Origin of the sequence: Sporanaerobacter acetigenes DSM 13106 (assembly GCF_900130025.1) — a bacterium.
In the GTDB taxonomy this organism is placed as follows: Bacteria; Bacillota; Clostridia; order Tissierellales; family Sporanaerobacteraceae; genus Sporanaerobacter; species Sporanaerobacter acetigenes.
Genome location: NZ_FQXR01000006.1, coordinates 88,964 through 114,333 on the forward strand (window position 1 = coordinate 88,964; position 25,370 = coordinate 114,333).

22 protein-coding genes and 1 tRNA gene are annotated in these 25,370 nt (G+C 30.4%); 4 read left to right on the top strand and 19 right to left on the bottom strand.

Annotated elements, in window-relative coordinates:
• Positions 1–4: 4 nt before the first annotated feature.
• The 6 genes from BUA21_RS07480 to BUA21_RS07505 form a co-directional block, all read right to left on the bottom strand.
• Complete coding sequence (locus BUA21_RS07480) at positions 5–907, bottom strand: glycyl-radical enzyme activating protein (protein ID WP_072744193.1); 903 nt, start codon at positions 905–907, stop codon at positions 5–7.
• A gap of 245 nt (positions 908–1,152) precedes the next feature.
• Entirely contained in the window at positions 1,153–2,112 is a 960-nt protein-coding gene (locus tag BUA21_RS07485; RefSeq protein ID WP_072744194.1) for an ABC transporter ATP-binding protein, read from the bottom strand.
• Entirely contained in the window at positions 2,105–3,145 is a 1,041-nt protein-coding gene (locus BUA21_RS07490) for an ABC transporter ATP-binding protein (protein WP_072744195.1), read from the bottom strand. The genes BUA21_RS07485 and BUA21_RS07490 overlap by 8 nt, the downstream gene beginning before the upstream one ends.
• A 9-nt stretch (positions 3,146–3,154) precedes the next feature.
• Positions 3,155–4,111: an ABC transporter permease gene (locus BUA21_RS07495; RefSeq protein ID WP_233242568.1), complete on the bottom strand. Its 957-nt coding sequence runs from the start codon at positions 4,109–4,111 to the stop codon at positions 3,155–3,157.
• A gap of 78 nt (positions 4,112–4,189) precedes the next feature.
• Positions 4,190–5,125, bottom strand: coding sequence for an ABC transporter permease (locus tag BUA21_RS07500; RefSeq protein WP_072744196.1), 936 nt, complete (start codon positions 5,123–5,125; stop codon positions 4,190–4,192).
• 152 nt (positions 5,126–5,277) lie between these two features.
• A complete protein-coding gene (locus BUA21_RS07505; protein WP_072744197.1) occupies positions 5,278–7,008 on the bottom strand; it encodes a peptide ABC transporter substrate-binding protein in 1,731 nt (576 codons plus the stop codon).
• A gap of 449 nt (positions 7,009–7,457) precedes the next feature.
• On the opposite strand from BUA21_RS07505, the gene BUA21_RS07510 reads away from it, so the two are divergent.
• On the top strand, positions 7,458–8,033 hold the full coding sequence (locus BUA21_RS07510; protein WP_072744198.1) for a helix-turn-helix domain-containing protein: 576 nt from the start codon (positions 7,458–7,460) through the stop codon (positions 8,031–8,033).
• 37 nt (positions 8,034–8,070) lie between these two features.
• Here the strand turns inward: BUA21_RS07510 and BUA21_RS07515 are convergent, their stop codons facing one another.
• The 3 genes from BUA21_RS07515 to BUA21_RS07525 form a co-directional block, all read right to left on the bottom strand.
• A complete protein-coding gene (locus BUA21_RS07515; RefSeq protein ID WP_072744199.1) occupies positions 8,071–9,171 on the bottom strand; it encodes a GerMN domain-containing protein in 1,101 nt (366 codons plus the stop codon).
• 117 nt (positions 9,172–9,288) lie between these two features.
• A tRNA-Lys gene (locus tag BUA21_RS07520) sits at positions 9,289–9,364 on the bottom strand.
• A gap of 103 nt (positions 9,365–9,467) precedes the next feature.
• A complete protein-coding gene (locus tag BUA21_RS07525) occupies positions 9,468–10,346 on the bottom strand; it encodes a DegV family protein (RefSeq protein WP_072744200.1) in 879 nt (292 codons plus the stop codon).
• A gap of 292 nt (positions 10,347–10,638) precedes the next feature.
• On the opposite strand from BUA21_RS07525, the gene BUA21_RS07530 reads away from it, so the two are divergent.
• The gene (locus BUA21_RS07530; protein WP_327198042.1) at positions 10,639–11,421 is read left to right on the top strand and encodes a ZIP family metal transporter; all 783 of its coding nucleotides are present in this window, start codon (positions 10,639–10,641) and stop codon (positions 11,419–11,421) included.
• An 11-nt stretch (positions 11,422–11,432) separates the two neighbouring features.
• On the opposite strand, the gene BUA21_RS07535 is transcribed toward BUA21_RS07530, so the two are convergent.
• Complete coding sequence (locus BUA21_RS07535; protein ID WP_072744201.1) at positions 11,433–11,621, bottom strand: aspartyl-phosphate phosphatase Spo0E family protein; 189 nt, start codon at positions 11,619–11,621, stop codon at positions 11,433–11,435.
• Positions 11,622–11,902: 281 nt separating this feature from the next.
• Here BUA21_RS07535 and pepT point away from each other — a divergent pair, with 281 nt between their 5' ends.
• Positions 11,903–13,135 carry a peptidase T gene (gene pepT, locus BUA21_RS07540; RefSeq protein WP_072744202.1) on the top strand — a complete coding sequence of 411 codons (1,233 nt, stop codon included), beginning with the start codon at positions 11,903–11,905 and terminating at the stop codon, positions 13,133–13,135.
• A 59-nt stretch (positions 13,136–13,194) separates the two neighbouring features.
• Here pepT and BUA21_RS07545 read toward each other — a convergent pair whose 3' ends face one another.
• From BUA21_RS07545 to BUA21_RS07575, 7 genes are all read right to left on the bottom strand, one after another.
• Positions 13,195–14,217, bottom strand: a complete 1,023-nt coding sequence (locus BUA21_RS07545; protein ID WP_072744203.1) for a lysylphosphatidylglycerol synthase transmembrane domain-containing protein — start codon at positions 14,215–14,217, stop codon at positions 13,195–13,197.
• A gap of 48 nt (positions 14,218–14,265) precedes the next feature.
• Positions 14,266–15,108, bottom strand: a complete 843-nt coding sequence (locus BUA21_RS07550) for an aminotransferase class IV (protein ID WP_072744204.1) — start codon at positions 15,106–15,108, stop codon at positions 14,266–14,268.
• A gap of 58 nt (positions 15,109–15,166) precedes the next feature.
• Positions 15,167–15,958 carry a hypothetical protein gene (locus tag BUA21_RS07555; protein WP_072744205.1) on the bottom strand — a complete coding sequence of 264 codons (792 nt, stop codon included), beginning with the start codon at positions 15,956–15,958 and terminating at the stop codon, positions 15,167–15,169.
• 47 nt (positions 15,959–16,005) lie between these two features.
• Positions 16,006–17,463, bottom strand: coding sequence for a cardiolipin synthase (cls, locus tag BUA21_RS07560; RefSeq protein WP_072744206.1), 1,458 nt, complete (start codon positions 17,461–17,463; stop codon positions 16,006–16,008).
• A gap of 113 nt (positions 17,464–17,576) precedes the next feature.
• On the bottom strand, positions 17,577–19,403 hold the full coding sequence (gene typA, locus BUA21_RS07565) for a translational GTPase TypA (protein WP_072744207.1): 1,827 nt from the start codon (positions 19,401–19,403) through the stop codon (positions 17,577–17,579).
• A 132-nt stretch (positions 19,404–19,535) separates the two neighbouring features.
• Positions 19,536–21,611: an S-layer homology domain-containing protein gene (locus tag BUA21_RS07570; protein ID WP_072744208.1), complete on the bottom strand. Its 2,076-nt coding sequence runs from the start codon at positions 21,609–21,611 to the stop codon at positions 19,536–19,538.
• Positions 21,612–21,624: 13 nt separating this feature from the next.
• Positions 21,625–22,026 carry an ATP-binding protein gene (locus BUA21_RS07575; protein ID WP_072744209.1) on the bottom strand — a complete coding sequence of 134 codons (402 nt, stop codon included), beginning with the start codon at positions 22,024–22,026 and terminating at the stop codon, positions 21,625–21,627.
• A gap of 188 nt (positions 22,027–22,214) precedes the next feature.
• Between BUA21_RS07575 and rd the strand changes: the two genes are divergently transcribed.
• Positions 22,215–22,373, top strand: a complete 159-nt coding sequence (gene rd / locus BUA21_RS07580; protein WP_072744210.1) for a rubredoxin — start codon at positions 22,215–22,217, stop codon at positions 22,371–22,373.
• A 20-nt stretch (positions 22,374–22,393) separates the two neighbouring features.
• Here the strand turns inward: rd and yihA are convergent, their stop codons facing one another.
• Positions 22,394–23,002 (bottom strand): ribosome biogenesis GTP-binding protein YihA/YsxC, encoded by a 609-nt coding sequence (gene yihA / locus BUA21_RS07585; RefSeq protein WP_072744211.1) that lies wholly within the window; start codon positions 23,000–23,002, stop codon positions 22,394–22,396.
• Positions 22,989–25,349, bottom strand: coding sequence for an endopeptidase La (lon, locus tag BUA21_RS07590; protein ID WP_072744212.1), 2,361 nt, complete (start codon positions 25,347–25,349; stop codon positions 22,989–22,991). Before lon ends, yihA begins: the two co-directional genes overlap by 14 nt.
• Positions 25,350–25,370 lie beyond the last annotated feature (21 nt).

Consider the following 25,370-nt stretch of genomic DNA (forward strand, 5'->3'; position numbering starts at 1 on the left):
CTTATTACCCTCCTATAATTATACTTATACCTTTTTTATTAAACTCTTTCTCTATTAATTCCTTCTTTTCATCAGATAAAAGCAAATCCTTAGGAATTCTGTATTCTTTCCCAAATCTACTGTATTTTTCTCTTCCATAGTCATGATAAGGTAGTATATTAACTTTTTTAACGCCTAACTTTCCTAAAAATTGAGAAAATTCTTTTATATCTTCTAAGTCATCATTTATTCCTGGAATAAAAGGAATCCTTGGAATAACGTTTGCCCCGCTATTTAAAAGTTTCTCTATATTGTCTAATATCACTTTATTTGATACTCCTGTATATTTCTTATGCTTTACATCATTTATTAATTTGATATCATATAAAAACAAATCCACTTCATCTATTAATTTTTCAATTTTTTCCCATTCCGCATACCCAGATGTATCTACAGCTACATGAATCCCTGACTTTTTAAGACCTTTAACTATACTAAATAAAAAATCAAACTGCATCAAAGGCTCTCCCCCTGATATCGTCGCTCCTCCATTGGATTCATCATAAAATATTGCATCTTTTTCCACTTCATTAATAACCCACTCATCAGTGACTAATTTTCCTACAAATTCAAGTGCCTTCCCAGGGCATACCTCTACGCACTTCCCACACAAATTGCACTTTTGTCTTTCAATAAAAACTTTATTTTCTTTAATTGTTGCAGCATTTATTTCACATATATTCTTGCAACCGCCACATCCAATACACCTATTCTTAAATATAGCCAATTCCCTATCTAAAATTTGTCCTTCTGGATTGTGGCACCACCAACAACGTAATGGACATCCTTTTAAAAAAATAGTTGTTCTAATCCCTGGTCCATCATGAATAGAAAATCTTTGTATATTGAAAATATAGCCTTGCCCCAAAGGATCACCTCTTTTTAATTTTATGTAATATCTATATATACATTATATATTATACTAAAAAAATATTCAATATTTTTCATGTATATGAATAATTTATTTTGTTTATATATTAAAATAAATTATAAAAAATGCTCCCATTGGAAGCATTTTTTATAATAAAAATAGGGGGAGAAACAGTATCACAGCATGACACTATTCCAAGTTAGTATTTGCAATATATTTAAATATAACTAAATTCCATTTTCTTATAATAGATGGCAAGCAACAAAATGTCCTTTCTTTATCTCAACAAGTTCTGGCATTTTTTCTTTACAAATTTCTCTTGCCATCTTACATCTAGGTGCAAACTTGCATCCTGGTGGTGGATTGATAGGGCTTGGTATTTCTCCTTCTATTGGTATTCTCGTTTTCTTTCTTTCTTGTTCTGGATCAGGTATTGGTATTGAAGATAACAATGCCGTAGTATATGGATGTAATGGATTTTTATAAAGTTCTTCACTTTCTGCAAGCTCAACCAAATGACCTAAATACATTACTCCTACCCTGTCAGAAATATACTTAACCATAGACAAATCATGTGCTATAAATAGATAAGTTAACTTTTTTTCCTTTTGCAATTCAACTAGAAGATTTACTACTTGTGCTTGGATAGAAACATCTAGAGCAGAAATAGGTTCATCACAAACTATAAATTCAGGTTCAATAGCCAATGCTCTAGCAATTCCTATTCTCTGTCTTTGTCCTCCTGAAAATTCATGAGGAAATCTAGATGCATGTTCTTTATTTAATCCAACGGTTTCAAGTAGTTCGAAAATTTTTTCTTTTCTGTCTTTTCCTCTATAAAGATCGTGTATATCTATTCCTTCCCCAATAATATCTTCAACTGTCATTCTAGGATTTAAAGAAGAATATGGGTCTTGAAATATAATTTGAGCCCTTTTTCTAAATTCCTTCTTTTCCTTTGATTTTAATGTATGAACATTTATTCCATCAAATATAACTTCTCCTCCTGTGGCACCATATAGTCCCAACACAGTTTTCCCACAAGTTGTTTTTCCACAACCAGATTCTCCAACAAGGCCTAGGGTTTCACCTCTCTTGATATTAAAACTTATATCATCAACGGCTTTTACAGTTGCTTTACGGCCAGCTTTAAAATATTTTTTTAAGTTTTTAACCTCAATTAATACTTCACTATTATCCATTTAGTTCACCCCTTTGTAGCAATAGCTCTGGAACACCTCTAGTATCAGCCTTTTCATTATGTAACCAGCAGCAAGATTCATGTTCATCTCCAAAATTTGCGGTTTTAGGATAAATAGTCCTGCAAACTTTCATTCCAAACTCACATCTCGCAGCAAAAGGACAACCAATTGGAGGGTCTGTCAAATCTGGAGGAGTACCTGCTAATGAATATAATTTTTCCCTTTCACTTATATGAAGTTTAGGAACTGATTTCAATAACGCAAAAGTATATGGATGTTTTGGATTATAAAATATTTCATCTGTAGTTCCTTTTTCAACTATTTTCCCAGCATACATTACATGTATTCTATCTGCTACACTAGCTACAACACCTAAATCGTGAGTTATTAAAATGACTCCTGTATCCAACTCTTTCTTTAAATCATTTATCAAATCCATGATTTGTGCTTGAATTGTTACATCTAATGCTGTTGTTGGTTCATCAGCAATCAAAATTTTAGGATTACAAGCAAGTGCGATTGCAATCATTACTCTCTGGCGCATACCACCAGAAAATTCGTGAGGATATTGATCTAATCTTTCCTTTGCATTTGGTATTCTAACAAGTTCAAGCATTTTCAATGCACGAATTCTAGCTTCACTTGATGATACATTTTCATGAATAATTATACTTTCAGCAATTTGATTTCCAATTTTCATAGTTGGATTTAAAGAAGTCATAGGATCCTGAAATATCATAGAAATTTGTCTTCCTCTAACTTTACTCATTTCCGATTCACTAAGCTTAAGAAGGTTTTTGCCATCAAAATTAATTTCAGATTTATCTTTTTCAATTATTGTTTGAGAACCTGGCAACAATCCCATAATAGCTTTAGAAGTAACAGTCTTCCCACAACCTGACTCTCCTACAATAGCAAGAGTTTCACCTTTATCCAAATGAAAATCAACTCCCCTGACTGCTTGTACAATTCCAGCATAAGTTTTAAATGAGACTTTTAAGTTTTTAATTTCTAAAATTCTTTCACTATTCATATAAATCACCTACTCCCTCAATTTTGGATCTAATGCATCCGAAAGACCATCACCTATCAAATGAAATGACAGTGTAGTAATAACAATCATCAAACATGGAAAAAACAATTGATGAGGATAAAACATCAAACTTTGCTGCCCTGCTGATGCCAAAGCACCCCAGCTAACTTCAGGAGGTCTTACTCCTAAACCTATATAACTAAGAAATGCCTCTCCAAAAATAAAACCAGGAACAGACATTGTAATATCCACCATTATAATTCCTAAAACATTTGGCAAAAGATGTTTAATAATAATTCTATTCATATTTGCCCCAAGTGCAACAGCTGCTTGAACATAATCTTGTTCTTTTATTTGTAATACTTGTCCCCTAACCATACGAGTTGTTCCTATCCAAGAAGTAATACTCATTGCAAATATTAAAGAAAATAAACTTCTTCCCATTACCAAAGTCAATATTATGACAATAATTAAATAAGGTAGATTTCCAATAAATTCACATATCCTCATAATGAGATTATCTACCCATCCACCTTTCAATCCTGCAATTATGCCTAAAAGTGAGCCTATAACAAACATAACTAAAGTACAAAGAAGTCCAATTAATATAGAAACTCTTCCACCCACACAAACTCTTGAAAACAAATCTCTGCCCATATCATCAGTACCAAACCAATATTCAGAATTTGGTTTTAGGTTTTTTTGAGAAGCATCAATATATTGATAATCCTTCCCAGAAATTTTAGGCCCCAAATATAAAGTCGCAATTACCACTATTAGCATTATTAACCCTAATATAGCCAACTTATTTTCTCTAAATCTTCTCCATACATCTGCCCAATATGTAATTGAAGGCTTCTGTATTTTTTCAGAAGATAATCCTTTTGTTCCTATTCTTTCAAACATATCATCCGTCAAAACTGCATCATCTGCAGATATACCTACCTCATTGTTTACAGTATCCACATTGTTACCCCCTTACTTTTTCAGGATAATCTTAAAGACTTGCATCTTTTTATACTATATTTTATTTATCTAAATCTTCTAATCTTCGGAACTTGTAATTCTAATCCTTGGATCAACAATTCCATACATGATATCTACAAAAATTAATGATAATACATACAATGCTGCAAAAAATATAGTAAATCCTAATATCATGGTATAGTCATTGTTAGTTACAGATTTTACATAGTAAGACCCAAGACCTGGTATAGAAAATATTCTTTCAATAACAAAGGACCCAGCAAATATACCTGCAATTGCAGGACCTGTCATAGTAACAATAGGAATCATAGAATTTCTCATAACGTGTTTTCTAACAACTCTTCCCTTTTTACAGCCCTTTGATTTTGCAGTAAGAATATAGTCCTCATTTATAACAGAAAGAGTACTGCTTCTCATAAACTTTGTATAACTTGCAACGCCACCAATGGTATATGCCAACACTGGCAGAATATAATGTTTCATTTCTCCCCAACCAAATACAGGAGCTAATTTCCATTTGAAACCTATGAAATATTGGAGCAGTGCAGCAAATACAAAACTTGGAACACATATAGCCAGTACTACGAGAACCCTTATTATGTAATCGGGTGTTTTCCCTCTATGCAGTGCTGATATTAATCCCAATAAAACTCCTATTACAATCTGAAGTGCCAAAGCAATAATCCCTATTTTAGCTGAAATTGGTGCATTCGTTTTTATGATATCGTTTACAGATTTCCCGGTATAAACTATAGATTCTCCAAAATCACCCTTTGTTATAAGATTTTTCATATATATTCCATATCTCACAGCAACAGGCTTATCAAGACCGTATTTTGTACGAATTACAGCTTGGGCCTTTTCAGGCATCTGACCAACTTTTGCTGCAATAGGATCTCCCGGAGCACCTGCTATTAAAAAAAAGGTTGCTGTTGTAATCAAAAATAAAGTAAGCAAACCATAGAGTATTCTCTTAAGAATAAATTTAAACATAATTTCACTCCTCTTTTCATGCTTATCCTACATTTTAATTTCTATATATTAGCATCAAAGATTTATTAAAAATTTTGATAAACAAGACATGTTTTAAAAAACTATGTCTTGTTTATCTTTAATTTCAATTCTTAAAAAATATTCATCTACTTTTATTCAATATATATTTTTGTATAATCCACTCCAGCATTTGGACTCAAATAATAGCCCTTTAAATAATTAGCTTTATAATATGTTGCTTTTCCACAATAAACAGGTGCAATAACCCCCGTGCCAACCAATATTTTTTCTGCTTCATGGAATAATTCTGCTCTTTCCTTATCATCAGTACTTAAAGACGCTTTTTCAATCAATTCATGATACTTATCTGCATCAGAACCTGTCCAACCTGACTTTTTACTATCAAAATATCCTTCAACAGGATCATAAATGCTTAACAATGTACTAGGGTCATTGTAATCAGGACTCCAACCAGCAGTACATATATCATAATCTCCTTCATCAACCTTATCCCACATAATATTCCATTCCATCATATCAATAGTAATTGTAACACCTAGCTTTTCTTGCCATTCTTGCAACAACCATTCTGCTGATTTTTTGGAATATTCAGATGTGCCTCTTGTTGCATATCTAATTTCCATTTTTGATGGATCTGGATCAAGCCCTTCTTCTTTAAGTCCTTCAACTAAAAGTGCTTTTGGATCTGGATATTCTTCTTGCAAATCTTTTAATACATTACTATCTTCATTAATCAAATCTTTATATAGTTTTTCACCGCAATTTATAACATCTGGTACTAAAGAATAAAGTGGTGTAGAAGCTCCATGATTTAGATCTTCATTGTATTTTTCTCTATCTATTGCCAAAGAAAATGCTAATCTTATCTTTGGATTCTTGAAATATTTGTTTGAACAATTAAAACCATAAAATTCAGGATTATTTTCAACTAATTCAAATTTTGTATACTTATCTTGTTCTGCTTCAATTGTTCCTTGCCAGTCAGGATCATTAGTTCCTACAAAATCAGTATCTCCAGATAGCAATGCTTGAACTGCTGCAGCTGGTTCTTCCACAATATATCTATTAACCTTTTCAAGTTTTACGTTTTCAGCATCCCAATACTTTTCATTTTTAACAAAATTCATTTTAACATTTGGTTCCCAATTTTCAAGTTCAAATATTCCATTAGTCACAATTTTATCTACTGAAGAACCATATTCTTCTCCCCATTCTTCATATTTGTCCTCCCTTACAGGTTTTGCACGATCAAGCAATTGAACAAAATATGAACAAGGTTTTGTCAATGTGAATTCAACGGTTTTTTCATCTATTGCTTTTACTCCAATATCTTCTGGTTTCTTATCATATTTAGAATTTTCGCCATCATTGTAATGTGCTTCTGCAAAATTAAGAATAATATTATCAAATAACCATGCATTTGTAGAACCTACTTCTGGTGTAGCCATCTTCCTAAATGTATAAACAAAATCATCTGCTTTTACTGGAACACCGTCATTCCAGACAGCGTTTTCTCTGATTTTAAAAGTATATACAGTACCATCTTCATTTGCTGACCAATCCTCTGCAATTCCTGGTTTAATTACTGCAACACCATTTTCATCAGATACATAATAAATTAAACTCTCAAGGATCATCCTCTGTACTGAATAATCTGGCTCAGTTGTATTAAGCAATGGATTTAAACCTGTAGGTTCATCCAAAGTACTAAAGCTATATACTTGTTCTTTTGCTTCTTTAACTTTTCCAGATTCTCCTTCTGATTTTCCTCCAGTAGTAGCCTCATTGCCACATCCTGCTAATGTTCCTAAACATAACAACACAGCTATTGCCAAGGCAATAATTTTTTTTGATTTTCCCATAATTACCCTCCTAATCTTATGGTATCAAATATACTTATATATTCGTATACCTAAATATTAATGTTTTTACATACTCTTAACTTTCTTTCCTCCTTTCTTTTTATCTTCCCCTATAAAGTCCTTATGTTTTTTTAAATATTTATAAAATTTTAAATAATTAATTATAACTTTGGTATAATACATGGTTAAATTTTTTTCAATACTTAATATGATATTTTTTCATATTTATGAATATTTCATCGACTTTTTTTGATTCATATTTAATTTTGATTTTATTTTTTTATATACAAAATACATAAGTTTTTTGTTTTTAAAATTTACTTTCGACAAAATTCAGCTATGTAAAAATTATCGCCAAGACTTTTCCTTGAATGAAACTTATTTTAGTGCTAATATTAATACATATAGATGTTTTTATAAATCCTAATACTTATGAGGAGGAGCAATTAATGAATCAAGAAATTGGAGAAAAGCTTAAAGGCCTTAGAACATCGAAAAAAATGACATTAAAAGAACTTAGTGAAAAAACCAATTTATCAATTGGTTATTTGTCACAATTGGAAAGAGGACTTACTTCCGTTGCAATATCTTCATTAGAAAATATTGCATTTGCTTTGGAAGTTGACTTAAGTTATTTTTTTGAGCCACCAACTACCAACGAAAATAGAATAACTCGAAGCTTTGAACAAAAATTGTCAATAGTTGAAAACTCTCGATTTATATATCATAATTTGGGAAACGATGGAGAAACCAAGAATATGTCTCCATTTATGATTACTATACTACCTAATTATACCAATGAAGAAGTAATTCCATATTCTCACGAGGGGGAAGAATTTACCTATGTTTTAGAAGGAGTTTTAACTGTTTTTTTGGAAAACCAAAGATTTGAACTATATCCAGGAGATAGCATGCACATAAATTCCACATTAAATCATAATTGGGATAACTATACAAGCAAGTTGGTTAAAATAATATGCACTTATTCTCCAAAAATGTTTGATATCAAAGAGCATATTAAATAATAATAAAATAAAAGGAACAACTATATAGTTGTTCCTTTTATTTTAATTCCTCAATATTTTCATCTTCTCTAGTAAAATATTCATTTTCTCTAATTTCATAATGTCCTGAACTATAAGGTTTTCCATCAGTGGAAATATAAACTTTATCCACTCCATAGTAATTGGTAAATGTATATATCATACTGTTTAAGATCTGTGTTTCTAATGAACTACCAGCATTCATTTCTTCAATTAATTCTTTAGAAAAATCCACTTTTACTATTTTATCCTCTTTATCTACTACAATGGAATTAATTTTAGTATTTTCCGATATAAGAGATATTTCTTTAGATGATGGGGGATTTTTAAATCCACTTTCAAATATACTTTCTATACTATCATTAGTTCTAAATTGAAAATCAGTATTTTTATAAACAAGCTTTGTACCTTCCTCTTCTGGATAATAAAATCTAATACTATGAACTAATGGTTTGTTTTCTTCAAAACTCTCTAAAAGAGTTTTTACTTCAAAATCAGCTGAACTATAAATACTTGCCACATGACCTATACCCTTTACATAATAATCAATTTGCTTTTCCTTATCCCCTAATTCCGTTGTTACTTCTAGGGCTTTAAATTTTTTATATGGAGTATTTATCTCCACTCCAGAGCCTGTAATAGTGCGATTTTCCCCATTCGGAAGTTTCCAAGACATTCCCACTTTTAATGGTTCTTTTAAAAGAATTTCAACATTCTCATCTTCTTTTATATCTTCTTTAAGTAGATTCTTAATATGATAAAATTCTCCTTCGCTATAAACTTTCCTAAGTTCCCCATCTTTATATTCCAATATTTGTACTACCTCTGTTCCTGCATTTATCATTCTTATTTGTGCCTTGTTATCTTCAATATAATCAAAATAAACTCTTTGTTCTGCATATTCATTTCCTTCTCCATAATACACCATCAATGTATTTTGTAAAAAAGGAAAATAATCTGATACCTTGCTCATTTCTTCTATTTTTTCTGTTTCTGTCTTATCCTCTTTTTCCTCCAAAACTTCTCCTTTCAATTCTTCTTTTGAATTCATATTACTACAAGCTGTAACAACACTAAGTATGGATAATATTGTAAAAAATACGTAAATTTTCTTTTTCATTTTATCACTCCTAACAAAGTCTAGTTGTGCAACTATATATTGCCAATCATCTACAAATATTATTCTTTTATATATTACTATAAATAAAAAAACCTTGCAAGTTGCAAGGTTTTATCTTGGTGCACCTTCAGGGACTCGAACCCTGGGCCCACTGATTAAGAGTCAGTTGCTCTACCATCTGAGCTAAAGGTGCATATCCAAAGGACATTATTTATTATACTATGTTATTTTGAGTTTGTCTAGTCCAAATTTAATTTTTTTATAATATCTTCACAATTTTAAGAGCCAAGTCAGAATTAAAATTCCTGACTTGGCTTTTCATTTAAGAAAAATACTGATAGCGTTCCTGGACCTGAGTGTGCTCCTATTGCACATCCTATAATATTTATTACAAAATCTGTACACCCATATTTTTCTTCAATCATTTCCTTTAATTTAAGTGCTCCTTCTAAATCATCCCCATGATTTATACCAATAGTTTGATTTTTTAAATCTGCATTGCCTCCACGTTCTTCCATGATTTCTAGCATTCTATTTAAAACTTTATTTCTTCCTCTTACCTTTTCAGCTGGCCTTAATGTACCATCTTCCGGTATATCTAGTATAGGCTTTATATTTAGTAACCCTCCTACAAATGCTTGAGCTCTAGATACCCTTCCTCCTCTAAATAAGTACTCTAAATTATCTACAGTAAATATATGTTCAATATGTGCTACATAAAAATCCAACATCTTCAATATTTCCTCTTTTGATTTGCCTTCCTTTGCCATTTTAGCAGCTTTATACACTAAAAGTCCAAAGCCTACAGAAGCTGATCTAGAATCAACTATATCAAGATCTAGATTAGAATATCTTTCCTTAATAGAATCCCTGACTATTAAGGAAGTATTATAAGTTCCTGATAATCCTGATGAAAAACATATATATATAGTACTTTCACCACTTTTAGCTATTTCTTCAAATTTTTCTTCAAACATATATGGTGGAATTTGCGATGTTTTATAAACTACTCCATTTCTCATGTCATCGTACATCTTCTTTGGATCGATTGTGACTTTGTCTAAATATTCTTCATCATCCTTACTTACAAGTATAGGTAATATGTCAATATTATACTCTTCTAATATTTCATCAGGCAAATCACAAGCACTATCAGATAAAATTTTTACTGCCATAAAAATCCCCCCTATTTCTTTTATTCATTATAATATATAACTATCATTCTGTAAATCCTGTATTAGAAAAGAAAAATCAGTAATATAAATACAAATGTAAGAATAAATTATATTAGAACATTTTGAGGGGTGAATCTATGAAATTTTTCTTTATTAGAAAAAAAATGCTATATACTATATTGACAATTGTCATAATTCTTATTGTGGTTCTTATTTTATTTTCTATTCTTTAGTTATTAATATATAACAATATGGGTATTTATATGAAAAAGACTTAGAAAGGAAGACTTATATGGATAAAATTTTAAATTCAAACAATGTAATGCTCGTAGGTATGTTGTCAAGCCTATTTGCAGGGCTTTTAACTGCTGTAGGTGCCTTGCCCATATTTTTGACTAAGAATATTTCTGATAAAATGTTGGACACCTTATTGGGGTTTGCTGCTGGTGTAATGTTGGCCGCCACGTCTTTTTCACTTGTCATACCAAGTATTGAATATGGTGGTGGAGGTCCTAAAAGCGCATTAATAACTGCAATAGGTATATTAGCAGGTGGAATTTTTTTAGATTTAACTGATAAATACTCGCCACATGTTCATTTGTTGGATGAACGTACTGAAGGAAAAAGTTCTTCCTTGGCTAGAATCTGGTTATTCATCATAGCCATAACTATTCACAACTTTCCAGAAGGATTAGCTGTAGGAGTAGGCTTTGGAGATAACAATATTGCAAATGGATTGACTCTAGCGATAGGTATAGGAATTCAAAATATGCCAGAAGGTTTGGCTGTAGCATTGGCATTAGTAAGAGAAAAATATCCACCTTCAAAAGCTTTCTTTATTGCACTTCTAACTGGACTAGTAGAACCTATAGGTGGACTTTTAGGCTTGTGGCTTGTAAAAGTATTCAAACCTATATTGCCCTTCATTTTAGCTTTTGCTGCTGGAGCAATGCTATTTGTTATAAGTGATGAGATCATACCAGAAACTCATAGAGGTGGACATGAAAGATCTGCTACTTACGGTATAATGATAGGATTTGTCGTGATGATGTTTTTAGACATAACATTAGGATAAAACATAGGCTGCTAATCAGCAGCCTTATCTTCTTTAAATTCTTTTTCCAAAAGGTAATATTTGTATATTAGCTCATCTAAATCCATACTAATTTTTAGTAATTTTTGTCTATTTACATTTCCTTCAACTAACTTATTTAATTCTTCTCTTTTCATTGTAATTTCATCCTTTAGCACTTCTAAAGAAGTTTTCCCAGTCATATCTCTCTAATCCCTCTTTCTTTAGTTCTTATTGTATTTAATACCACAAAACTTGATAAGATAACCATGGTTATCAAAAATATCTTATTTTGCAGCTAATTGTTTTCAACATACCTTATAATTATAGCAATTTTTAAACAAAAAAACATAAAAACTTTTCTCTTTTATTTTGCATGATTTTATCTTTTATTATGATTTTTGACTTATTTAACACAATAGTTTATATTTTTTTAGAAAAATAGTATAATTATATATATAATATCTTTTAGGAGGCTAGAAATATGTCTAATGTTGTTGAACGTTTTTTAAGATATGTAAAGTATGAAACTACATCATGTGAAGATTCAAATACTGTTCCTAGTACTGAAAATCAGATTATATTTGCAAGAGAACTGGGAAAAGAACTTAAAGAATTGGGTCTTTCAGATGTATCTGTAGATGAAAATGGATATGTTATGGCAACTTTAACTTCTAATGTTGATAAACAAGTTCCAACTATAGGCTTTATTTCCCATATGGATACAAGTCCAGATATGTCAGGTGAAGATGTAAGCCCTAAAATAATAAAAAACTATGATGGAGAAGATATTGTACTCAATGAATCTAAAAATATTGTACTATCACCAGATGATTTTCCTGAACTTAAACTTTATATTGGAAAAGAGCTTATAACAACTGATGGAACTACGCTTCTAGGGGCTGATGATAAGGCTGGAATAGCTGAAATAGTTACAGCAATGGAATACTTGATTCAAAATCCACAAATACCTCATGGGACTATAAAAATAGGTTTTACCCCTGATGAAGAAATAGGTAGTGGTGCTGATCACTTTGATATAGCTAAATTTGATGCTCAATATGCATATACTGTTGATGGTGGCCCATTGGGAGAACTTGAATACGAAAACTTCAATGCAGCAGGAGTTAAAATTCATATACAAGGTAGAAATGTTCATCCAGGCTCTGCAAAAAACAAGATGATAAATTCTATGATTGTAGCTATGGAATTAAATAATATGCTACCCGTAAATGAAAGACCTGAATATACTGAAGAATATGAAGGATTTTTCCATCTTGTAGGCATGAGAGGAACAGTAGAATATACTACAATTGAATATATAATTAGAGACCACAATAAAGATAAATTTGAGCAAAAAAAGAATCTTATAAATCAAATAGTTAAGTTTTTAAATGTGAAATATGGAAATATTATATCAATTGAAATAAAAGACCAATATTACAACATGAAAGAAAAAATCGAGCCAGTAATACATATTGTAAATATGGCTAAAAGAGCTATGGAGGAAGTAGGAGTAGAACCATTGATTAGCCCTATAAGAGGAGGTACTGATGGAGCTAGACTTTCATATATGGGACTTCCTTGCCCAAATCTATTTACTGGTGGGCACAATTTTCATGGAAAATTTGAATATATTCCTACTTTTGCTATGGAAAAGGCAGTTGAAGTCATACTTAAAATAGTAGAATTGAACAATGATATAACTATATCTTAAATTATTTATAAATAATTTTTTAAAAAAGTGCATCTTAAAAACAGATGCACTTTTTTTCATTATGCTGCCACTTTTTTTCTTTTTCTCACTATATAATCAACAAGGGTCACTATACCTGTAAATATTATTCTAAAATAGTAGCTAATAGCTCTCCAAAGAAGTAAGGCATATACTATTAATCCCGGTGAAAATAAAGGCTTAAATAGCAAATAATACCCACCTTCTGAAGCTCCCGCTGTTCCTGGTGTGGGAATATAAGAAGCTGCCATATAAACTAGTGATTGTATAGCTATAATATCTATAAATGTTGCTTCACTAAGCCCTAATGCTAAATATACAAAATAAGTTATACTAAAATAAAAAGTTAATTCTATTATATTGAGAATCAATAAAAGTACCGCATTCTTTCTATTTTCTTTTATTTTTTGTACACTCTGCATATATTCTTCCATTGCTGTATCTAATCTATTTACATATTTATCAATATCCTTCATGATTTTCATCTTATTTAAAAATTTATAAACATATAATACTATAGGCTTTATCCATTCTGGTCTATAAAATAATAGAATTATTCCAACTAAAACTAATAAATTTAACACAAACCCTACTATAACAAATGGAAGTGCTGCTTTAGCTTTGCTAAATATAAAACTCAATTTCAGCATGAACATTACAAGAGAATAAAAAGTAACCGCCATTTGATATATTATGAATTTATTGAAAAGTATCAGTGAACCTTTGGGAACTGATATGTCTTCTTTACTCATTAAATATACTTGGACTGGTTGACCTCCTGTTGAAAAAGGAGTAATTGCACTATAATATTGTCCTATAATGGCAATTTTCAAGGATTTAAGATATCTGACCTTTCCATGAACTGTTTTTGTGATTATATTCAATATTAGTCCATCGAAAATCCAATCTCCTAACATCATACTTAAAGCTAAAACCAAGTAAATCATATTTGTATTGCTTATAAGTCCAGGCAAGTCTTTTAAGTTTTCACTAGTTAGAATTATGACAAGAGTCACACCAGTAATAAGAATTCCAAGCAAATAATTTATTTTTTTCTTATCCATAAATTTCTCCAACCTTCTTCTAATATAAGATTTAAATTTTATTAATTGTTATATCCATATTTTCTTATTTAAGTCCAAATATTTTTTCATATCTTTTAAATATGCATCTCCTACGGATTTTACTATTATATTATTTACAGAATCGTATTTTCTTTTATCTATGCTACTAATGGGAAGTACATTAACTGACGTTCCCGTCATAAAAGATGCATTTATTTTAGATAAATCTTCTATATGAATATTTTCCTCCACTACTTTTAAACCCAATTTATTGCAAACTTCCATTATATGATTTCTTGTAACTCCTAAAAGCACATCTCCCTTTGGAGCAGTATAGAGTATTTCATCTTTTACAAAAAACATATTGGACCTACTTCCTTCAGTTATATATCCTTGATTATTTACAAGAAGTGCTTCAAAAGCATTATTTTCTTCTATTTTTCTATTCACATCCTCCTTAAAAGAAACATTGAGTATCTTAGCATTTGGATTTTCTCTTTCAAAATGATATAAAATAGTATGAATACCTTCCATATAAACTCTTGATTCTGGATAATAGCTTTTTATAAAATAAGCTAAAAAAACTTGTCCTTTCCCTTGAATTTCAGTACACAGTAATTTTATATTCAAATTCTCAACATTGTTCTCTTTTATTAATTTTTTTATATCTTCTTCTATTTCTTTATCAGTTCTATATATCTGATAGTCAACAATATCTGATGATTTTCTCATTCTTTCTAAATGCTCTTCTAAAAAAAGCGGTACTCCTTTTATAACTCTTATAACTTCATAAATAGGAGGTTTGTTTATATTCTTAAATACATTTATTCCTCTATTTTCAATAATTTCTCCATTCATAACAAAATAGTCTCTAATAGCTTCATTTTTCATTTGTATCTACCCCCTTATTTTCTAAAATAAAGTATACCACAACATCTTAAATTTGACACTATTTTTCTAATGCTTCAAGATTTTTAAGCACTATATCCCTCTTTATCTTCAATAAATTGCTATTATTTAATTTTAGCACTTCTTTCATATCTTGAATGGAAAAACTAATTTTATCTACATTTTTGCTTTTCTCCTTGTCTTTAGCCAATTTAATTCTCATATTATTTATATAGTTTTCCCCTTCTGTCAAAACTTCTTTGGAAGCGTCTATTTCTCCTTTTTCTGCTAACAAATAAGATTTATAAGTACAATATTTTATTTTGCTTATATCTCCTTTTATCTCATCTTTGTATAAATCAAAAAAAGATGCCAAATTTTTATATACTTCACTGCCACTATTTAATATATTAAAACTATCTCTGTTTTCAATAGCCAGTGTCAGAGAATTTATACTTTCCTCAAATTTAAGAGTACTGTCCGCAGTTATCCCTTTTTTAGCTCCTTCAATTTCATATGCATTCCAATATTTATGAATGTCATTTATGCTTTTATTCATACTATCCCAAAGTTTCTGTATTTCTTCAGCCTTATTTTTTGCATCTTTTTCTTTATCTTTTTGATTTTCAATCCCTTTAACTTCGTTACTCGGTTCAGGTTTAATTGCTACTTTTTTTACCTCTTCTACATCTTTAAGAATAGAATTTACATTTTCTAAAATAGCATTTAAACTTTGGGGAGCCTTATCTTTTTTTTCATACGCATTTGGCTTCTTAGAAGGATTTGTTTTACAAGAAGAAACTAAAAATAAAACAATAAATATATTTAATAATACCATGATTTTTTTTCTCAATCATTACCACCTCGATTTTAGTATAACCAGAGGTGATTTTTTTTATGTTAAAGAATTGGAGACAAAAGTCTTGAAACTGATTCTTTAAATTTTACAATAAAAGATCTCTTTCTGTATTTTTCTATTGTGACTTCCCTGCAATTTTTCAAATCTTCGTATATTTTTTCTGTTATTTCTCTATTTATCTTTTCATCATATATAAATGCATTTACTTCAAAATTTAGTTTGAAACTTCTTATGTCTAAATTTGCCGTACCTACAGATGAAACTACATTGTCCATCACAATCACCTTACTATGCATAAATCCTCCCTGATACGTATAAAACTTGACTCCTGCTTGAAGAAGCTCACCTATATAAGACAAACTAGCCCAATATACAAAAGGATGATCTGGTTTAGATGGGATAATAACCCTCACATCAACTCCAGACAGACCAGCTATTTTTAATGCTTCTAATATACTATCATCAGGTATAAAATATGGAGTTTGAATGTAAACCTTACTTCTTGCATTTATAATCATTTTAAGATATCCATCTTTTATACTAGTCCATTTAGAGTCTGGACCAGATGAAACTATTTGAATCCCCGTTTCACCCTGAGCCAGAATTTTAGGAAAATATTTTTCGCTTACTTCTATCTCAGTACTTGATGCAAACCTCCAATCAAGCAAGAACCTCCATTGCAACCCCTTTACTGCACTTCCTCTAATCTTTGCATGAGTATCTCTCCAATACCCAAATTTTTTAGAGTACCCTATATATTCATCGCCAATATTAAATCCTCCTACATATCCTACTTTACCATCTATAATACAAATTTTCCTATGATTCCTATAATTAATTCTTATACTTAAATAAGGCGAAAATGGTGGAAAAAAGCAAGCAACTTCACCACCAGCTTTAATTAGCTCCTTAAAAAAACCTCTTGGCAGTGTCCTACCTCCCATACCATCATATATTAGTTTAACTTCTAAACCTTCTTTTGCTTTTTTGGTTAGTTCTTTAACTATTTGGGTTGAAATAGTATCACTTCTAATAATATAATATTCCATATGAATATATTCTTTTGCATTTTCTATACTCTTCAACAAAGAATTAAATTTATCTAATCCTGAAAAAAATAGCTCTACATCATTATCTTGAGTATAGATAGACTCATTACTCATAAGATGAAATTGAATAATATCTTCATATTCTACCACTTTTGGTTCATTATAATTAAACTCGTTCTTTTCAATAAACTTTTCCTGAGTAGCAACAATATCTTTAAAATATGCATCTTCTTCTTCTTTAATTTTAAACATTTTCTTCTTTCTTAAGTCTTGTCCCAAAAATAGATAAATTAAAAATCCAATACCAGGCAAGAAAAAAAGAATCATAAGCCATAGCCAAGTAATAGTAGGATTCCTTCTCTCAAAGAAAACCAACAGTATGGCTAACAAAATATTGATTAAAAGAATATTGTCTACTATCCATTTTAAAGCATCAACAACATAATTCATGGCATCACCTACACATTTTTTATCAAACTATAAATTATATTATACCATATCATCATTACTATTAAAATTGCCAAAAAGGAGCATTAAAAATGCTCCTTTTTCGCTATTCATATCTATTTATTCTTTTTAGATTTATATCTCTTTGTACTATCTAATATTCTTTTTCTAATCCTCAAACTTGTTGGGGTAACTTCAATCAATTCATCCTCTTCTATAAATTCCAATGCTTCTTCTAATGACATGATTTTGGGTGGAGAAAGCCTCAATGCTTCATCAGACCCTGAAGCTCTAACATTTGACTGTTGTTTTTTTCTACACACATTTACTTCAATATCATTTCCCTTTGGATTTGAACCAACTACCATTCCCTCATATACTTTAGTCCCAGGTTCTACAAAAAGAATTCCCCTATCTTGAGCAGAATATAGACCATATGCTGCTGTCTCACCAGTTTCAAATGAAATTAAAGAACCCATAGACCTACTAGGAATATCTCCCTTGTAAGGTTCATACCCATCAAATTCAGTATTCAATATACCATTTCCTTTAGTATCTGTCATGAACTCAGATCTATAGCCTATAAGTCCTCTAGCAGGAATAGAAAATATAAGCCTTGCATATCCACCATTAGATTCAGTCATGTGGACAAGTTCACCTTTTCTTTTACCTAGCTTTTCTATAACTGTCCCAATAAATTCTTGAGGTACATCAATAATTACAGACTCTATTGGCTCATGTTTCTTGCCATTTATTTCTTTAAATAATACTTGTGGTTTCGACACTTGAAATTCATAGCCTTCTCTTCTCATAGTTTCTATCAATACAGAAAGGTGCAGTTCTCCTCTTCCTGAAACCTTAAAAGCATCTGTAGAGTCAGTTTCTTCAACTCTCAAGCTGACATTGGTTTGAAGCTCTTTAAATAATCTATTTCTCAAATGCCTTGAAGTAACAAAGTTTCCTTCTTGCCCAGCAAAAGGACTATTATTTACAGAAAAAGTCATGGACATAGTTGGTTCTGAAATTTTTACAAAAGGCAATGGTTCTGGTGTACTTATATCACAAATAGTATCCCCTATATGAATTCCTTCTACACCAGTTACAGCAATGATACTGCCAACTCTAGCCTTTTCTACTTCAACTCTATCCAGTCCTTCAAATTCATATATCTTAGTTATTTTAACCTTTTTAACTTTATCTTTTTCCTCATGATTCACTATAATGGCTTCTTGATTTAAACTAATAGTTCCTCTTTCTATTTTTCCGATTCCTATTCTTCCTACATATTCATTGTAGTCAATAGTTGAAATCAAAACTTGCAATGGTTCTTCCTCGTCACCTTCAGGAGCTGGAATATAGTTAACAATAGTTTCAAACAAATCTTTCATGTTCTCCTTTGGAGTATTTATATCAAGAGTTGCCATTTCCTCCTTTGCTGAGGCAAATATAAATGGACATTCAAGCTGATCTTCATTGGCCCCTAAATCTATGAACAAATCTAGTACTTCATCTATTACTTCATTTGGTCTAGCTTCTGGTCTGTCAATTTTATTTATACATACTATAACTGGCAAATTCAACTCTAATGCTTTTTTTAACACAAACTTTGTTTGAGGCATGGGCCCTTCAAATGCATCTACTAATAAAACTACTCCATTTACCATTTTTAATACACGTTCTACTTCTCCTCCAAAATCTGCATGACCTGGAGTATCTACTATATTAATTTTAATATCTCTATAGTATACTGCTGTATTTTTAGAAAGAATTGTTATTCCTCTTTCTCTTTCAATATCATTAGAATCCATTACTCTATCTTTAACTACTTGGTTTGCTCTAAAGATACCACTTTGTTTTAGAAGTGCATCTACTAATGTAGTCTTTCCATGATCTACATGGGCAACTATAGCAATGTTTCTAACATCATCTCTTTTTTTATTCATGTTTTTTCCCACTTCCTATTTTAAAATTACTATTAATGACTGAACAAAACAATTTTATCATAAATTTTATAAAAAGCAACAAAAAGTACAATTGTAAATAGCGGAGGAAATCTCTCCGCTATTTATATATCCTTAATTTTTAAACAAATAATTATACACCATGTTCACTGCATCTTCCCTAGATAGTTCTAATTTAGGCCTCAAGTATCCATTTGAACCTGAAATTATATTTAATCCATAGGCAATAGAAACATAGCCCTTTAGTTTATCATCTATTTCATTTGCATCTTTGAACAAATCTTTATAAATTCCATTTATATCCGCTATTTTATCATACTTTAGCATTCTTATAATATATTTAATGCTTTCTTCTTTTGTAACAAGTTTTTCTGGATTTTTTTCCTCATCTTTTATAACTCCAGTTTTTATAAGGTAATTGTACAATTTTTCATCAGAATTTTCATCCTCTAGATCTATATTCTGAGAATTTGATTTAGCTAGTAAATAGAGAAATTCCCTCTGATTTATTTTATCTTTAGGTTTGAAATTTTCTCCTGGCAAGTCAATACCATGTTCAGCCAATACTAAAATTTTTTCTTTTGCATAAGAATTGTCTATATCCCTGTATCTGGCTACCTTTTCTTCCTTAAATGGTCTCCCGTTATAGTCTAGAAATTCTCCAGTTTCTACACTTATATTTAATGGCTTGTCTGATTTTATACAGTAACACAATTTAATAATTTTATCAGTTTTTTTAGAATTGGCACTATCATTTGCTGTAACATACTTAATCTCCATACCTAAATCCTCAAAGAGTTTCTTATAGGCTTCATCTATCGATATTTTATTAACTAATTGTGGTATTTCTCCTTTGTGCCAATTCTTATTATAACCTACAATATTTCCATTTTTCCCATCTACATAAACACTTATACTATCATCTGCAATATATGCTTCATTGTGTTTTCTAATATAATTAAAACAGTAGATTAAATTGTCTCCACTTTTATCCTCAAAATTCTTATATAATTCAACTTCATTATATATTTCAGGATTCATCTTTTTTATATAGTCTTCTGTAATTTTCATAATCTGATCTTTTGATTTATATTCCTTGATGGTATCTTCTTTAGGAAAAGTAAAATAAAAACTTATGATATCACCAGTTTTGGCATCTAATGATACATCGTATTGATAATGACTATTTTCTTCTTCACCTTTTTGAAAACTCATTGTCCATGCATATTCATTTTTCTTTTTTATATATGAATATAAATTTATACTGGACAATTTATATTCATCATCTATATTAAGAACTTTTCTTGCACTTTTTTCTGCTTCCTCACTAGGAATTAGATTTGAAATACTTTTTATAGCCTTACCTTCATCTGGACTTAAGCCTTCCTCGTTAAAGATCATGTCACCTTTTTCTTCTGTAAAACCCATATAGTCATCATAGCTTACAACTTCACCAGTTTTAGCATCTATTCCTTTATTGTTCTCAAGACCAGTATATACCAAATACATTTTATCAATTCCATCTATATAATTTGTTTTGTATACAAGACTTAATCCAATTTTTTCTTTATACAATTCTATAGCTTTATCTAAATTTATCATGTCTTTTGAATCTGGAAAAGATATTTCTTCATCCCAATTTAAATAATAACTCATGAGTCCACCTGTATTTTTATCTATAGATACATATAAATAATTTTCAAAGTAAGGAATAGCATTTTGTACTCTAATAAACTCATAGTTATATTCTGAACTATTTGGATCTATTGGCTTTTGTGATTCATTGTAAATTATACTTTCAGATATTTTAAGATTTATATTTTTTATTGCATTCATAGCTATACTCAAACCTTCATCTTTTGATATGCTTGGCAATTTAGACTTTTTGTTTTCATAATTGGGCTTAAATTTGTTGTAACTGTAAATTGTTCCATCGGATGAAATATTTACATTTATTTCGCCTAATTTACCACTACTATCAATCCAATTTAAATAGAAAAAAGTCTTTCCATCAAATGAACTTACATTTGAATTGAATTTATCATATTCATCAGTTATATTAAATAAATTTTTTGACTTAATTATAGCCTCCTCAAGTTTTTTGTTATATTCTGGTTCCCCATAGGAACTTGTAGGAATCAAGGTAGCAAATAGTATTACAAAAGACAAAAATAATGCTAATTTTTTCATTTCAACCCTCCTGCTATAAATATTTAACTGATGTTATTTTGTTTTTTTCTACATAAAATTCATCGCTCAAACCACTAACTATAACAAGACCTCTGCCACTACATTTCAAATTTAAAGGATCATAAGACTTCAAATCACATTTGAATCCATTTCCTTCGTCAGTTACCTCAATTCTTATAAAATCATCTTCTACATTAATAAAAATATTTACATACTTATTTCTATCATAAGAGTTTCCATGTATAGCACCATTGGCTACAAGCTCATTTAAAATGAGTTTTACATCAAACATTACTGACTCATCTTTAATAACCTTATTCAATTTATCCAAAACATCTTCAACGAAATCTTTAATGATATGCAAATCGCTACATACCGTGCCATCAAATTTAAAGGACAAGATAATCACATCCATCTATACTTTATTTATAATAAATTAGATAATATCTTAGCAATATGTATTTTACCCCATTGACAAGTCCTTTAATCTAATATTTATATTTTTACTAAACCATAAATATATTATATTACAAATATAAAAGTTTAAAAAGTATTTTTCGGGGTAAAATTTAAAAAGATGATATTATGAAAGGAGTAATGAATATGGACAGATATGTATGTGGACCATGTGGATATGTTTATGACCCGGCTGAAGGAGATCCAGACAATGGTATAGCTGCAGGAACACCTTTTGAGCAATTGCCAGATGATTGGGTTTGTCCAGTATGTGGTGCAAGTAAGGATATGTTTGAAAAAGAATAATACTCTATAGAGCATCAATCTCAATGAGATTGATGCTCTTTATTTACCATAATAATCTCCTCTATTGCCTTCCAAACCTGATCTAAATTCATCCTTTTCTCTGCTGAAAAAGGAATGATGAAATTCCTGTTTTCAATTTGCAATTTTCTTTGAATAATAGTCTTTTGTTTTTCCCATTGCCCCTTAGATATTTTATCAGCCTTTGTTGCTATAACTATTCCATTAAAACCATAGCTTTTTATCCATTGATACATAAGTGCATCATGGTCTCCAGGTTCATGGCGAATATCCACAACAAGCATTATTTCTATAAGGTTTTGTCTGAATTTAAGATACTCTTCAATCATTTGAGCCCATTTTTCTCTTTGAGTCTTTGATACTTTAGCATATCCATATCCAGGTAAATCTACAAACCTAAAATCTCCATTTATATTATAAAAATTGATAGTTTGAGTTTTCCCAGGTTTTCCACTAGTTCTTGCCAAATTGTTTCTATTAACTAATGTATTTATCAATGATGATTTACCTACATTTGACTTTCCTGCAAAAGCAATTTCAAATAAATTATCTACTGGATATTGAGATTTATTTCCTGCAATAGTTTGAAGCTCTGAACTAATTATTTTCATTTTTATCCTCCACTTCGATCAAAGCATGAAGAAGAACTTCTTCCATTTCCTTTACCAATACGAATTCTATTTTCCTTTTCACTTTATCTGGTATTTCTTCTAAATCTTTTTTATTCTCCCATGGAACAATTATTTTCTCTATTCCCGCCCTGTGGGCAGCTAGTACCTTTTCCTTTAAACCACCAATAGGTAAAACTCTACCTCTTAATGTTATTTCGCCAGTCATGGCCACATTCTTCGAAATAGGCTTATTGGTTAGAGCTGAAATAACAGCTGTAGCCATAGTAATGCCAGCAGACGGTCCATCCTTTGGTATTGCTCCTTCAGGTACATGTATATGGATATCCATTTCTTTATAAAAATTTTCATCTACCCCTAATTTTCCTGAATTTGCTCTTATATAACTAATTCCAGCCATAGCAGATTCCTTCATAACATCTCCTAATTGCCCTGTCAACTGTAATTTACCAGTACCTTTCATGCAATTTACTTCTATAGAAAGAATTTCTCCTCCAAATGCAGTCCAAGCAAGACCTGTAGCTACTCCTATTTCATGTTTTTCTCCTGCTATATCATGTCTGTATTTAGGAATACCTAAATAATTTTCTAAATTTCCTAGAGTAACCCTGACATTAGAAACATCATCTTCAACTATTTTTTTTGCAGCTTTTCTGCAAATATTGGCAATATTTCTTTCTAAATTTCGGACTCCCGCCTCTCTTGTATAGTTATTTATGATATCTCTCATAGCGTGTTCGGAGATAGATAAATTTTCTTCTTTTAAACCATGTTCTTTCAATTGTTTTGGTAATAAATATTTCATGGCAATATTTAATTTTTCTTCTTCTGTGTATCCTGGTATTCTTATGACTTCCATTCTATCTAACAATGGTTCTGGAATAGTTGAAGTAGTATTGGCTGTAGTTATAAACATTACTTTTGACAAATCAAAAGGAACTTCTAAAAAATGATCTGTAAAAGTATTGTTTTGTTCTGGATCTAGTACTTCTAATAGTGCACTAGCAGGATCTCCCCTGAAATCGCTGCTTAGTTTATCTATTTCATCAAATAAAAATACTGGATTGTTTGAACCTGATTTTTTTATAAGGCTAATAATTCTTCCTGGCATTGCCCCTACATAAGTCCTTCTATGTCCTCTAATCTCAGCTTCATCCCGTACACCACCAAGGGACATTCTCACAAAGTTTCGATTCAAAGATTTAGCTATAGATTTAGCTATAGAAGTCTTTCCAACTCCCGGCGGCCCTACCAAGCACAAAATAGGTCCTTTCATATTGCTTTTAAGCTTTCTTATGGCAATAAACTCAAGTATTCTCTCTTTTACATCATCAAGTCCATAGTGATCATTATTTAATATATCCCTTGCTTTTTTTATATTTACTTTATCTTTTGTCTCTACATTCCAAGGAAGTTCAACTATCCAATCCAAATAAGTTCTTATAACTCCAACCTCTGCTGAATTTGGAGATAATTTGTAAAGTCTTTCTACTTCTTTTAATGCTTTTTCTTTGACTTCCTTTGGCATTTTTGTTTCTTCAATTTTCTTTTTATATTCTTCTACTTCTTCAACTATTTCATCTTCTTCGCCTAATTCGTTTTGAATAGCCTTTATCTGCTCTTTTAAATAATATTCTTTTTGAACTTTAGTTATCTGTTTTTTTACGCGTTGATTTATTTTTTCTTCAATTTTTAAAATTTCTATTTCTTCTTGAAGTAAGCTATGAAGTAATTCTAGTCTCTCATAAAAATCAAAAGCCTCTAATATTTTTTGATCATCTTCCGGTTTAAGATAAATATAAGAAGCAATTACATCGGCAAGTCTACCTGGATCTTCAATTTCAGAAACTGTAAACAATAAATCTGGAGAAACTCTATTGCTAAGTGTTATATATTCCTCAAAGTCTTCAACTACAAGTCTCATAGCTGCTTCAGTTTTTTTATCAATCTGAAGTTCTTCCCAATCATAGGTAAGTTCTTCGATTTCTGCGGAAAAATAACTTTCTTCTTCTTTAATGCTGCTAATCTGTCCTCTATTCAGTCCCTCAACTAATACTCGAATACTTCCTCCAGGCAATTTCAACATTTGCTTGATTTTAGAAACTGTTCCTATATGATAAAAATCCTCAATATTTGGCTCATCGATTTTTGCATCTTTCTGAGAACACAAAAATACCAAAGAATCATCTATCATAGCTTTTTCCAATGCATTTATAGATTTCTCTCGTCCTACATCAAAGTGAACAACCATATAGGGAAAAACTGTAATCCCTCTCAAGGGTATAAGAGGCATATCCCTATGGTTTACTTTATATGGGTCTATATTCATGCTTTCACTCCTTTTATACAC